The 12,884-nt window shown below is 61.7% G+C and carries 11 protein-coding genes and 1 tRNA gene; 10 read left to right on the top strand and 2 right to left on the bottom strand.

All coding sequences use genetic code 11. The annotated features are described in order from the left end of the window. Positions 1-88 precede the first annotated feature (88 nt). The 4 genes from dusB (at position 89) to ACNPM8_RS13235 (ending at position 4,650) form a co-directional block, all read left to right on the top strand. Positions 89-1,273, top strand: coding sequence for a tRNA dihydrouridine synthase DusB (gene dusB / locus ACNPM8_RS13250; protein ID WP_105657211.1), 1,185 nt, complete (start codon positions 89-91; stop codon positions 1,271-1,273). 77 nt (positions 1,274-1,350) lie between these two features. Continuing rightward, positions 1,351-2,634 (top strand): deoxyguanosinetriphosphate triphosphohydrolase, encoded by a 1,284-nt coding sequence (locus ACNPM8_RS13245; protein WP_105657212.1) that lies wholly within the window; start codon positions 1,351-1,353, stop codon positions 2,632-2,634. Positions 2,635-2,643: 9 nt separating this feature from the next. Next, positions 2,644-4,524 carry a DNA primase gene (dnaG, locus tag ACNPM8_RS13240; RefSeq protein ID WP_105657213.1) on the top strand — a complete coding sequence of 627 codons (1,881 nt, stop codon included), beginning with the start codon at positions 2,644-2,646 and terminating at the stop codon, positions 4,522-4,524. Positions 4,525-4,577: 53 nt separating this feature from the next. After that, a tRNA-Asn gene (locus ACNPM8_RS13235) sits at positions 4,578-4,650 on the top strand. A gap of 162 nt (positions 4,651-4,812) precedes the next feature. Here ACNPM8_RS13235 and ACNPM8_RS13230 read toward each other — a convergent pair. After that, positions 4,813-5,640, bottom strand: a complete 828-nt coding sequence (locus ACNPM8_RS13230; RefSeq protein ID WP_448939993.1) for a hypothetical protein — start codon at positions 5,638-5,640, stop codon at positions 4,813-4,815. Between the two features lie 336 nt (positions 5,641-5,976). On the opposite strand from ACNPM8_RS13230, the gene ACNPM8_RS13225 reads away from it, so the two are divergent. The 5 genes from ACNPM8_RS13225 to ACNPM8_RS13205 all read left to right on the top strand — a co-directional run bounded on the left by ACNPM8_RS13225 (position 5,977) and on the right by ACNPM8_RS13205 (position 11,616). Then, positions 5,977-6,786, top strand: a complete 810-nt coding sequence (locus ACNPM8_RS13225; RefSeq protein WP_166650651.1) for a DUF4352 domain-containing protein — start codon at positions 5,977-5,979, stop codon at positions 6,784-6,786. 284 nt (positions 6,787-7,070) lie between these two features. Beyond that, entirely contained in the window at positions 7,071-7,262 is a 192-nt protein-coding gene (locus ACNPM8_RS13220; RefSeq protein ID WP_332499411.1) for a hypothetical protein, read from the top strand. Further along, positions 7,255-8,775 (top strand): ATP-binding protein, encoded by a 1,521-nt coding sequence (locus tag ACNPM8_RS13215; RefSeq protein WP_105661786.1) that lies wholly within the window; start codon positions 7,255-7,257, stop codon positions 8,773-8,775. Before ACNPM8_RS13220 ends, ACNPM8_RS13215 begins: the two co-directional genes overlap by 8 nt. Further along, the gene (locus ACNPM8_RS13210) at positions 8,772-10,331 is read left to right on the top strand and encodes an SLC13 family permease (protein ID WP_448939992.1); all 1,560 of its coding nucleotides are present in this window, start codon (positions 8,772-8,774) and stop codon (positions 10,329-10,331) included. The genes ACNPM8_RS13215 and ACNPM8_RS13210 overlap by 4 nt, the downstream gene beginning before the upstream one ends. A 58-nt stretch (positions 10,332-10,389) precedes the next feature. After that, positions 10,390-11,616, top strand: coding sequence for a glycerate kinase family protein (locus tag ACNPM8_RS13205; protein WP_402696393.1), 1,227 nt, complete (start codon positions 10,390-10,392; stop codon positions 11,614-11,616). 44 nt (positions 11,617-11,660) lie between these two features. On the opposite strand, the gene ACNPM8_RS13200 is transcribed toward ACNPM8_RS13205, so the two are convergent. Then, the gene (locus tag ACNPM8_RS13200) at positions 11,661-12,035 is read right to left on the bottom strand and encodes a PH domain-containing protein (protein WP_013348303.1); all 375 of its coding nucleotides are present in this window, start codon (positions 12,033-12,035) and stop codon (positions 11,661-11,663) included. Between the two features lie 136 nt (positions 12,036-12,171). Here ACNPM8_RS13200 and ACNPM8_RS13195 point away from each other — a divergent pair, with 136 nt between their 5' ends. After that, on the top strand, positions 12,172-12,828 hold the full coding sequence (locus tag ACNPM8_RS13195; protein ID WP_105657219.1) for a DUF6308 family protein: 657 nt from the start codon (positions 12,172-12,174) through the stop codon (positions 12,826-12,828). Positions 12,829-12,884: the final 56 nt, after the last annotated feature.

Here is a 12,884-nt window from a genome sequence, read left to right as displayed (position 1 = left end):
CACATCAGGACAATAATCCAGCGCCTCGGCATCAAGATTTGATGAAGATCTCAGTTACTGTTTTGCGTTCGTGCGGGATAATGGATGGGTGACGACCCTGACTGATGCGCCAACCAACACCCCGACCCTCAAGCTGCCTCCATTGCAGCTGGGCAAGCTGACCATTGATACCCCGGTGGTTCTTGCTCCGATGGCTGGGGTGACCAACCGCGCCTTCCGCCGCCTCTGCCGCGAATATGGCGGCGGGCTGTACGTGACCGAAATGGTGACCGCCCGGGCACTGGTGGAACGCAACCCCGAATCCTTGCGCATCATCTCCCACGATCCCGACGAGGAGATCCGCTCCATCCAGATCTACGGCGTGGACCCCGGCACCGTGCGCGCTGCCGTGCGCATGGTGGTTGACGAAAACCTGGCGGACCACGTTGACCTGAACTTCGGCTGCCCAGTTCCAAAGGTCACCCGCAAGGGCGGCGGCTCGGCCCTGCCCTGGAAGTCGGATCTCTACACCTCCATCATCGAAGCCGCGACCTCAGAGGCCGCCAAGGGCGATATCCCGCTGACCGTGAAGATGCGCATCGGCATCGACAAGGACCACCTGACCTACCTGGAATCAGCGAAAATTGCCCGGGACCACGGTGCGGCCGCAGTCACCTTGCACGCGCGCACCGCCGGCCAGTACTACGCGGGGCACTCCGACTGGGACGCGATCACCACCTTGCGCGAAGCCATGGATGACATGCCGGTGCTGGGCAACGGCGATATCTTCAGTGCCGAGGATGCCATTGAAATGGTTGAGCAGACCGGTGCCGCCGGCGTCATGGTAGGCCGTGGCTGCCAGGGCCGGCCATGGATTTTCGGCGACCTGCAGGCGGCCTTCGAGGGCCGTGAAGACCGTTTCCGCCCGGGCGTGCGCAAGGTCGCCGACACCGTATACCGCCATGGCGAACTGCTGGCCGAATTCTTCGAGGACGAGGGCAAGGGCATGCGCGATATCCGCAAGCACATTGCCTGGTACTTCAAGGGCTACCCGGTAGGCGGCGAAATCCGCTCGCAGCTGGCCCAGGTGCCATCCCTGGCAGTGCTGCGCGAACTGCTGGACCAGCTGGATCTGGACCTGCCGTACCCGGGGGTTGCCGCAGAAGGCACCCGCGGACGTGCGGGCCACCCGAAGAAGACGCACGTCCCCGACGGCTGGCTGGATAACCGCGTGATGAGCGATGCCCACCGCGAAATGATCAAGGCCGCCGAGCTGGATATCTCCGGCGGCTAGCCACCCCGGGATAGCCACGGCTACGCCACTAGTGGATAACTCCTCAATGCCGGCAAAGAGTTACTAGACTAGGAACTATGACTCAGATCCCCGGATATACCGAAGCCGACCAGCAGCGGTGGGTGCCTGAACCAGCGAAGAAGTCCTACCGTACTGCCTTTGAGCGGGACCGTGCCCGCGTGCTGCATTCCTCCGCCTTGCGCCGTTTGAGCGCCAAGACCCAGGTAGTGGCACCGAACCAGAATGACTTCGTGCGCAACCGGCTCACCCACTCATTGGAAGTGGCCCAGGTGGGCCGCGAGCTCGGTGCGGCCCTTGGCTGCGATCCGGATGTCGTCGACACCGCCTGCTTGGCGCACGACCTGGGTCATCCGCCCTTTGGCCACAACGGCGAGAAGGCGCTGGACAAGGCAGCCAAGGACATTGGCGGATTCGAGGGCAATGCCCAGACCTTGCGTTTGCTCACTCGCTTGGAAACCAAGACCTTCCGGCACAACGGGCATTCGGCCGGGTTGAATCTTTCGCGGGCCTCGCTGGATGCAGCGTGCAAGTACCCGTGGCTCAAAACCGATGCGCCAGAGGTCAACGGCAAGAAAACCAAGAAGTTCGGTGTCTACGAGGATGACGCCACCGTCTTCAACTGGTTGCGCAATGTCCCGGAAGCCACCGCCGGAGCAGTCTGCATGGAAGGCCAGGTCATGGACTTGGCTGATGACATTTCCTACTCGGTCCATGACGTGGAAGACGCAATTGTCGGCGGCAAGCTGCAACTGCGTTGGCTCAAGCAGGATCTGCAGCGCGAGCGCGCGTTGCAGGTGACCAAGGACTGGTACTTGCCGACCACTGGGGAGGCCGACATCGACGCGGCGTTGCGCCGCCTGGAAATCAGCGATGAGTGGGTTTCGCATTTTGACGGCTCACGGCGTTCCATGGCGGCGCTGAAGGACATGACCAGCCAATTCATTGGCCGCTTCGCCGCCGCCGCAATGGATGCCACCCGGGCACGCTTCGGGGAAGGCAAGCTCACCCGCTATAACGCGAACCTGATTGTGCCCGAGGAAACCGAGCACGAGATTGCCGTGATGAAGGGCATCGCGGCCAGCTACGTGATGGCTTCGGAAGTGCGCCAGCCGCTCTATCTGGATCAGCGCACGCTGCTGACCGAGCTGGTCGAACTGCTCTGTGAAACGGGCCGGGATAATCTGGAGCCGATCTTCGCAGCTGACTGGGAAGACGCCGCTGATGAAGCGGCCCAGCTGCGTGTGGTGATTGACCAGGTCGCCTCGCTCACTGACGTCTCAGCCACCGAATGGCACTCGTATCTGGTCAAGGGCGAAGCCCCTGACGCAAAGTTGTTCTAGAAGGGAATCATGGCAGGGCTGATCAAGCGTGAAGATATCGACGAGGTGCGTAACCGCACCGACCTCCGTGAGGTCGTCGAATCCTATGTCACGCTCAAATCCGCGGGCATTGGCTCGTTCAAGGGCCTGTGCCCTTTTCACGACGAACGCAGTCCGTCCTTCCATATTCGCCCGCAGCTAGGAACCTTCCACTGCTTTGGCTGTGGCGAGTCCGGCGACGTGATCGCCTTCATCCAGAAAATGGACCACTCCTCGTTCACCGAAACTGTGGAACTCCTGGCTGCCCGGATCAATTACGAGCTTCGCTATGAAGACGGGGGACCGGGACCGCGCCGCGAAGACTACGGCAAGCGCCAGCGCCTGGTCGACGCGCACAAGGTCGCCGAGGAATTCTTCCGCGCGCAGCTGGCTACCGAGGAAGGAGCCGCCGGCCGCGAGTTCCTTGCCGGTCGCGGTTTTGACCAGGAAGTCACAGCCCAATTCTCCGTGGGCTATGCGCCCAAGGGCTGGGATTCGCTGCTCAAGCACCTGCGCTCCAAGGGCTTCGTTGATGATGAGCTGAAGCTGACGGGCATGTTCTCCGAGGGCAATCGCGGAATCTATGACCGATTCCGAGGACGTGTCATGTGGCCGATCCGCGACCTGTCTGGTGCCACCATCGGCTTCGGTGCACGCAAGCTCTACGAGGATGACCAGGGCCCGAAGTATCTGAACACCCCGGAGACCCAGCTCTACAAGAAATCCCAGGTCCTCTATGGCCTGGACCTGGCCAAGAAGCAGATTTCCAAGAGCCGCCAGATCGTTGTGGTGGAAGGCTACACCGACGTGATGGCCTGCCATCTGGCTGGCATCACCACCGCGGTGGCCACCTGCGGTACCGCTTTCGGCACGGACCACATCAAGATTGCCCGTCGCCTGCTGCAGGATGACGGCACCGGTGGCGAAGTCGTCTTCACCTTCGATGGTGACGCCGCAGGCCAGAAGGCCGCGCTGCGCGCCTTCGAAGAAGACCAGCGATTTATTGCCCAGACTTACGTTTGTGTTGAACCAACCGGTGCTGACCCGTGCGACTTGCGTTTGCACCGCGGAGACGAAGCTGTACGCGAGCTCATCGAGCTCAAGCGTCCGCTGTTTGAATTCGCCATCCGTGCCGAATTGAAGAAATTCAATCTGAACACCGTTGAAGGACGTGTCCAGGCCTTGCGCCAGACCGCTCCGATCGTTGCGCAGATCCGCGACTCGGCCATTCGTCCGGCATATGCCCGTGAGCTTGCCGGCTGGCTGGGAATGAATAATGAGGACGTCAACCGCTCGGTGGGCGCCTCCATCAAACGCGCCCGGTTGCCGAAGAACGCCGACCTGCAGGCACCACACCCGCAACCGGGGGAGGCTGAACAGGCAATCCCGGCGGCGGCCTTTGAACGCCCGGATCACCGCGACCCGGTGATGCGCCTTGAACGACAGGCCCTGGAAGTGGTGATCCAGCAGCCGCAGCGGTTGAAGGACGAGCAATGGCAGGCGTTCTACGAGGCTCGCTTCCTGGCCCCGGCGCACTCTGCTGTCCACGATGGCGTCGTTGCCGCGTCCAGCGCAGGCGCGTCGGCGACCTCCTGGGTTGAAGTCATTCGCGACGAAGTCCCCGAGCAGTTGCGCAGCTTCGTTTCAGAACTCGCAGTGACCAGCATTCCGGCATCTGACGAACATAGCCTGAACCGCTACTGCGCCGATATCATCAACGGCTTGATTGAGCTTCAAATCACACACCGCAAGGCTGAGCTGATCGGCCGCTTGCAGCGTGCTGAAATGGCACCCGAGGGTGAAGAATATGCCCAGATCAACCGGGAACTGATGGAACTGGAGATGCGCCGGAGGATCCTTCGCGGAACCTAGGATCCCGATTTTGCATTCGCGGGAATCTTGGGTAAAGTTATATCTCGTTGCAATCCTCCATAGCTCAATTGGCAGAGCATTCGACTGTTAATCGAAGGGTTACTGGTTCAAGTCCAGTTGGAGGAGCTTACAAGAAGGTTCCGGCTCGCATTCGCGAGTCGGAACCTTTTATTTTCGCCTGAAACCGGAATTCTGGCACCTAGTCCTGACTAGCCTCGCCAGGAAAAAGCCGAGTTAGGTAGCAGGGGCCAGTTGCTGGACCAGCGGCGGGTTTTTTGCCTAGCGGATTCAGGCAGCCGGGTTCCATAAGCGCCGGGATTCCAGATACCAGAAATACGAGAAAAGGCTGATCTCGAACCATTCGACAATGAATAGGGCCTCCTGGATGCCCGCGGCCAGCAGGATCGGCCAGGCAATCAATCCGATGAGCATCAGCACCAGGATGATTGCGTAGTGCGGCTTCTTGCCTCCGCTGGTGTCCATCGCGCACAGCGGCTTGTGGTCCAGGTGGCTGGCGATGGCGATGCCCATGGAGAAGATCAGCAGGAATGCAGCGCTGGCATGCACGCCGGCGAACTGCTTGCCTTCAACGGTCCGCCACAGCAGCAGCAGGACAAAGCCGACCAGGAGCAGGGTGCTCAGCAAACCGAGCGCTTTGGTCGCGGTGCTGTGGAACAGCGCGCGGTGCGGAGCGCGGCTAGTCCTGATTCCCAGCCAGATGAATACCGAGCTGACGACGAGAACCGCAATAACCGATACCTGCACGGAGAAGATGAGCCGCCTCTGCTCGCCCAGGGGCAGTTGCGCCAGCGTTTCACCCAGCTTGGTGGGAACCAAGGCGACGAACATGGCGTAGAAGCCGGCCAAATTCAGTGCATAGTCCTCCAGCTCGTCTCCGGTGTAAACCACCAGCAGCACTCCGGTAGTCACCAGCATCGCAACGAACAAGTCCCGTGCTGGACCCAGGTAATAGGAACTCAGGGAGTCTTCAATGCGCTGGTTGGCAATGCCATAGATGACGATGGCAACGACAAGGAGCAGGGGCACCGCGAGCAGCATGAGGCGCACGTAGCGCAATGTACTGCGGCCCGGGGAGTGTTCAAGGGAAGTGGCCATAAGTGCATTCTGTAATGAATCACCCAGGTTTTGCCAACGGGCCCGCCTAGCGCAGGAAAATTCCCGGGAGAATCGCAGGCATCGGTCCGCGGGCCAGATGCACCTGCTGGAACACCTGAATGGTGCACGTCAATCGCCCGCATTTGCTTCCGGAAACTGCAGCTGCCTTGGGCAGCTCGGCTGGAGCCGAATCCGGGGCAAGCTAAATTGTCGGTAGGCACTGGCATGATTCTTGAAGAGTCAACAAAGACTCTTTTCGGCCGAAGTCCTCATCCGCTTGGGCTGATATCCGCCTCGGCGCCAGCGTGGCGCCGTCTTCACTCGAAGGAAGCTTTCATGTCTGTACAAAATCCGGTCGATCCGAACATGGTGCCACCGGCACCGCCTGCCAAGAGCTCAGCTGGCAAGGGCCTGGGCATTGCGGCCCTGGTCGTGGCCATCGTTGCATTGGCCCTGTGCTGGGTACCGATCGTCAACAACTTTGCCGCCGTGCTCGGTTTCATTGCTCTGGTACTGGGCATCGTCTCGCTCATTGTCGCTTCCAAGCGCCGTGGCAGCAAGGGCTTGGGCGTTGCATCGAGCATCATCGCCATCGTAGCCATCGTTCTTGTGTTCGCCACCCAGGCAGCCTATGTGAAGGCGATCGACGAGGTCGCCAACGGCATTGCCGACGCTTCCGACGGCGAAGTGGCGGCACCGGCTGAGATCATCGAGCAAGCCGAAGACGAAACACAGGTATTGGCCTTGGGGCAGGCCGCTGCTGTTGGCGAGTATTCGGTCAATGTCAGTGCGGTGAACCTGGATGCCGGCGCACAGATCGCCAAGGCAAATGAGTTCAACCAGGAGGCCGAAGGCCAGTATGTCCTCGTGGACCTTTCTGTTGTCTACAACGGAGAAGAAGAAGGCGACGCATGGCTGGACCTTAATCCAGAGCTGGTGGGCTCGGATGCAAGCATCTACAGCACCAGCAGCGCGACGGCGATCACCGCCAAGCCGGGCATGGACGTTCCTACCTTGGCCAAGGGCGGGAAGGGAAGCTACCAGGTGGTCTTCGACGTGCCGGCCGAGGCCGTGGCAGATGCGAAAATCCGCATGAGCGAAACGCTCTCGTTCACTGACGACTCGGTGCTCTGGGCTGCGAAGTAGCTCGAATTCGCAGAGGTTCCGCTATCCCATCAGGGGTGGCGGAACCTCTTTTCTTTTGCCCTGGCGGCGAGGAAGCCCGCAGCTCGCGGATTGCGACCACAACATGAACACCGGAAATAGGAAGATCGGGAAAATTTTCAAGGAATTCCCCGCGCTGCCGGACCTCGGAAATACGCGAGAACCCGGGGCGATTCGCTCGCTCTCATTTGCTTCTCATGGACGCGCCATAATCCTCTCACCACCGCCTAATGCGCTCCTCACAAGGGTCTTTTAATGTTCAAAGCATGAATCGCCGCATACTTCTCATCCTCATGGTGTTGGCCGTGCCAGCGGGACTGGCCGGCGCCAGCCAGGCACTTGCCGACAAGGCCAATCCGCCCATCCCGCATCAGCAGCCAATCATTGTCCAGCTCTCACCGGCTCCCGAGCCCGCTGCTGCGCAAGCGCAAGCTGAGGAGCTGATCGGCAATGGCTGATATCCATGAGCACCAGGGATCAACGGTGTCGGCACGGTTGCGCATTGTCGGGTGGATCGTGCTCACTACTGCACTGGCCCTGCTGGCCGTAACGGTTTCGATGCGTTCGATCATGTCCGGCCAAGTAGCCGAAGCTGCCAACGTGGGCATCGCGCAGGAAATCGAGGAGTTCCGGACCTTCGCCGCCGAGGGACTGGACCCGAAGACAGCTCGCCCGTTTTCCTCGATCGGTGAATTGATGGAACGCTATCTGGCCCGCCAGCAGCCGATGGCCGGCGAAGCGATTCTCGCGCAGGCCAATGGACGGGTGCTCACCGCAGGCACCGCAGCCAACCAGGCAGGGACCTGGCTGGCTGATGACCCCGTGCTCCTGGGCCGTATTCTCGATGACGCGAAGACCTCCGGAATCCTGGAGAGCAACCACGGGACGGTTCGCTGGGCGAAGGCCGAGGCCAAGGATGCCTCCGGAGCCAGCGGGGCGGGGCACCAAGCCCATCTGGTCGTCGCGCACTTCATTGGCGGGGCCCAGGAAGAAGCCAACCGGCAGGCAACCATGCTCTTCGGCGTGGCCGCCGGGGGACTGGCCTTGACCGCGGGGATCGCCTGGTTGGCAGCTGGGCAGATCATGCGTCCCATCCGCACCATGAGCGAAACCGCCGCCTCGATTAGCGCCAATGACCTCTCGGCCCGCGTTCCGGTCGAAGGACGCGACGACTTGGCGCAGCTGGCCAGGACACTGAATGCGATGCTTGACCGGGTTGAAGCTTCGCATCTGGCCCAACGCCACTTCATCGCCGAAGCACGAGAGCACCTGGGAAGCCCGCAACGCAAGATGGCAGCTGCCTTGCAGAAGCTCAACGAGGAAGAGGTGCCCCGGAAGCAACGCGGCAGGATCATCAGCACCGCGCAGGCGCACATTTCACTGATGGGGCAGACGCTTGCCGACCTGGAATTGCTGGCGCAAAGCTCGGACCCGGACTTCATCCAGCGCCGAATGGTGCCCGTCGGCGAAGTCACGGCGGACGTTGCCGCGGCAGCCGCCCGCCCGGGCGCCTACCCGGACCGCCGATTCCGCATAGCCGAGTCTGCCAAGGCCCAGGCGTGGCTGGATCCGCTGCGCGTTGCCCAGGCCATGCACCAACTGATCCAAAATGCTGTCGCGCATACCGAGGATGGAGAAAGCATCCGGATCGGTTCTGCCGCAGCAAAGGGCATGGCCAGCTTCTGGGTTGCCAACGATGGACCGGTGTTGGATCCGGACCAGGCCCGTGCCCTGCTGGAAAACTATCGCAGTGCCCCGGAAGCCGGCCAGCAAGGAACCGGCATGGGCTTGGGCCTGGCCGTGGTGAAAGCGGTCGCGCAAGCCCACGGCGGCACGGCCTGGGTGGAATCCGGAAACGGCAACGGAACCAGTTTCGGATTTTCCCTCCCGCAAGCTGATGCCGGACAAGGCATCCGCTGCGAAGAAGAATTCGCCCAATCCATGGCCAGCAGCCTGGGCGGTGAGTCATGAGCATCAAGCCAACCGCGCCACGCTCGGGATTCCGCTACACCGCCCAGCGGTCCACGGACCAGGCCGCGGAACAGGGCAACGCCGGTGCGGCACGAAGCCGCTGGAGCAAGCAGAACGCAGCGCGAATCATCGCCGCACTGGTCTTGCTGGGCTTTCTCGGCTGGTGCGCCTACGGAGCCTTCGGCCCAGATGCGGGGACAGTGCAGGCATTGCCGGCCCAAGGGGCCTTGACCCTGGCGGTCTTCGCCTTGGCCATCTGGCTCTGGGTCTTCTCGCCAGTAGGCGATACCTTTATCGCCTTGGGCGCAGCAGTGGTGCTGGTGCTCATGGGCGTGCTGCCCGAAGCCGACCTGTTCTCCTCGCTGGGAGAAGACACCATTTGGCTCTTGCTGGCCGCCTTCGTGATCGCGGCGGGGATCACCGCCACGGGACTGGCTACCCGCGCCGCAGCATGGATAGCCGCAGGGGCGAACACCCCGCGGCAGCTGATCCACCTGACCACCGGGGTGCTGGTGGCTACCGCATTCGCGGTGCCGTCCACTTCCGGGCGCGCGGCCCTGGCCATTCCGGTCTTCATTGCCCTGGCCAAGGCGCTGGCGGATCGCCGCCGCATCGTCCTGGCCCTGTCCCTGGTTTTCCCCTCGGTTATCCTGCTTTCGGCAGTGGCATCCTATCTGGGAGCCGGAGCGCACCTGATCACCAGCCAGATCCTCGCCACCGCGGGCCATGAAGGATTCTCCTTCGCCGGCTGGCTGGTCTACGGATTGCCGCTGGCTTTCGTTTCCTCCCATCTGTGCGCCGAACTGGTGCTGTGGATGTTCACCCGCAAGGAGGACCGCGCAGAACCGCTGGCGGTGGGCATCGAGCGGCTGCAGCAGTATTCGCCGGTGCCGCTCTCGGGCCCGCTCACGGTGGGGCAATCCAGGGCAGCGCTGCTGGTCTCGGCTGTGGTGGTGCTCTGGTGCACCGAGCCCCTGCACCAGCTCCATCCCGCCATCGTGGCCCTGCTTGGTTCATTGCTGGTAGCCAGCCCGGGATACGGCTCTGTAGGCCTGGCCAAGGCATTGAAGGCGGTGCCGTGGTCGATGCTCATCTTCATGGCCGCGACCCTCACCCTGGGCACGGCGCTCGCCGGAAGCGGAGCCGCCGAATGGCTGGCCCGCAAGGTGCTTGGCCCCGTCGAGCAGCTCGGCGCTGCCGCACCCTGGGTCTTCACCGTCCTCGTGGTGGTGGTCTCTGCCGCGGCGCATCTGGTCATCCAGTCCCGTTCGGCCCGCTCAGCGGTGCTGATTCCGCTGGTGGTCTCGCTGGCCCCGGGCGTCGGGGTCAACGCGGTAGCCATTGCCCTGGCTTCCACCGCCGCCGCCGGTTTCTGCCACACCCTGACCAGCAGCGCGAAGCCGGTGAACCTGTTCTCCGAGATCGAGGGCATCGAAACCTATAAGCCGGCAGACCTGCTGCGCCTGAGCGCGGTGCTCGGACCGCTCATGGTCCTGCTGGTCCTGGTCTTCGCCTTCTGGATCTGGCCGGCGATGGGACTGCCGCTGTTCCTCTGAACCACCTTGTAGCTTCACATCTCATCGCATTCATCCTCACTGAAAAGGACAACGAATCATGGCACACGCACTTCCACAACGCATCCTGGTAGCCCCTTCCGGATTCAAGGAATCCCTCGACGCGGCGGCAGTCGCGGCGGCCATCGGCGCCGGGGTTCGCCGGGCCTTGCCCGGAGCCACGGTCAAGGCAGTGCCCATCGCCGATGGCGGCGAAGGCACCGCAGAAACCCTGGCGTGCGCTACCGGCGGCCACCTGGTGCCAATGGCAGTCACCGGTCCGGTCGGCCAGCAAGTCGAGTCCCACTACGCCATGCTCGGTGGCGAAGCGGCCGGAACGGCAGTCGTCGAAATGGCCGCCGCTGCGGGCCTGCGGCTGGTTCCCCGCGACCAGCGGGATCCGGGAACCACCACCAGCTACGGTGTGGGCGAGCTGATCGCGGCCGCCATTGATGCCGGGGCCTCCAAGATCCTCGTGGGCTGCGGCGACTCGGGTACCTCGGATGGAGGCATGGGGGCATTGCAGGCGCTGGGTGCACGAATCCTTGATGCCAGCGGCCATGAGGTCAAGGCCGGCGGCAACTACCTCGGATCGGTGGACCGGTTGGATCTGTCCGGCCTGCACCCGGCCCTGGCTGCCGGGAATGTCCGGATCACCATGGCGCTGAACCCGCACAATGTGCTGACCGGCCCGCGCGGAGTGGCCCGCGTTTTCGGTCCGCAGAAGGGGGCAACTCCGGAACAGGTCGAAATCATGTCAGCAGGTTTCGAACGCTGGGCCTCGATCCTGCGCCGCGATGCGCTGGAGTCCTCGCGCTCCACGGATTTCGCTTTGGCCCCGGGGACGGGTGCTTCGGGCGGGCTGGGCGCTGGCTTGGCGGCGGTGGGGGCGGTGCTCTTGCCTCGCTTCGAGGCGATCCTGGACTCGGGCTTGGCCGGCATCGATCTGGACTCGATGCTGCGCGGAGCGGATCTGGTCATCACCGCAGAAGGCGCCATCGACTTCCAGACGCCCAAGGGCAAGGTGCCGGCGGAGGTAGCGCGGCGCGCGGCGCTGCATGGGGTGCCGGTAGTGGCTTTGGCGGGAACTCTGGGCCGCGGCTGCCGAGACGTGCACGATATCGGAATTGACGCCATTGCCTCGATCATGCCGATCCCGATGACGCTGCAAGAAGCAGTGGATGACGGGGAGCGGCTGCTGATCGAAGCGGCCGAACGCTTCATGCGCACCATCATCCTGGGTGCATCAATGGCAGCAGCCCGGCTCAGCCCGCGCGAGGCTTGGTAGCAGCCAGCGGTCGCGCCCTGAATAGGAACAGGCGTGCTGCCTTGCTAGAGCACGTAGGAGGCGATGAGCTGAGAGAGGGCCCGGACATCAACTTTGCCCTTGAACTCCAGACGAACTTTGCCCAACCCGCTGAACCACAGGTCCAGCTCCGCATCCAGATCGAAGGTTCCAGCTGTTTCAACGGAGAACGACTGGACTTTCGAATACGGTAACGAGGTGTAATCCCGCTTTTTGCCGGTCATGCCTTGCACATTGACGGCGATGAGTCGCTTGTTGCTGAAGACCACGTAGTCGCGTGCACCCTTGAAAGCGCTTAGTAGCTCTTCGCCAGTGACCATCATGGGTACGATCTCCGGTGCGACTTGTGAAAGGTCCCATGGCCCCAATTTGAAGACAGAGGAATTATTGAAATCAATCATGTAAAGAGCGTACGAAGGATGAGGGACAAATAGGCGACGACTAATTTCCCGAATCATGGCTGAGAGCCCAACTTGTCGGTACTTTCAGGTACGGTGAAATAATCAAATCTTCAACCAACAATGGGGGTCAGCGTAAATGCAACTTCGATCAAAAGTAGACTTCAGCACTGCGGTAGAAGATGTAAGGGACTATTTCGGGACCATGGGAAACGGTCGGCCCAAGTATTCTGGATCGCGCTTTGAAACTCTGGGTGAAGGTGTCGATACTGATCCACATCGAATCACTGCGACCGACTTGGTGGCGGTATCGATGCTCTCCGTTGACGTGCCAGCGCAGGCTTCCTTGGGAATCCTCGAAACGCTAGCCGAGCAAATCAGCGAATTGCTGTCCCAGATTCCGCAGGACTTGAAGTTTGAGAATTTGACACCAGAATCATTCGAGAAATATCTCGCTGAGGGATCGCCTGCGGATAAATTGTGGTCGCTTCTACGGCAACATGAAGACCCTTGGAAGGTTGGACAAACCACGGCAAGCAAGATCATGGCTCGCAAGCGGCCGGACTTGATTCCGGTTTACGATTCGGTTGTCGAAGCAGTTGCCGGGATCAAAGGCAGTGGAGAACAGTGGATCGTTTGGTACTCCGCCTTCCACGACGGTTCTTCCGAGGCCGCGGAATTTGTAGACAAGCTCAGAGCGATCAGGGCTGAGGCTGGCCAACCTCACTTGTCGTTATTACGAGTTTTGGATATTGCATTATGGAAGCAAGGAAAGCGCGAAATAAGGCATTCGTAGATCGCGCCTAGGGCTTGGCCCAGAATCGGCTCAGGCGGGGTGCCTTGACCGTTGGC

The organism is Glutamicibacter sp. AGC46, from assembly GCF_053543715.1.
Note: the sequence above shows the minus strand (reverse complement) of the source record. Positions and strands in the feature narration are given on the sequence as shown.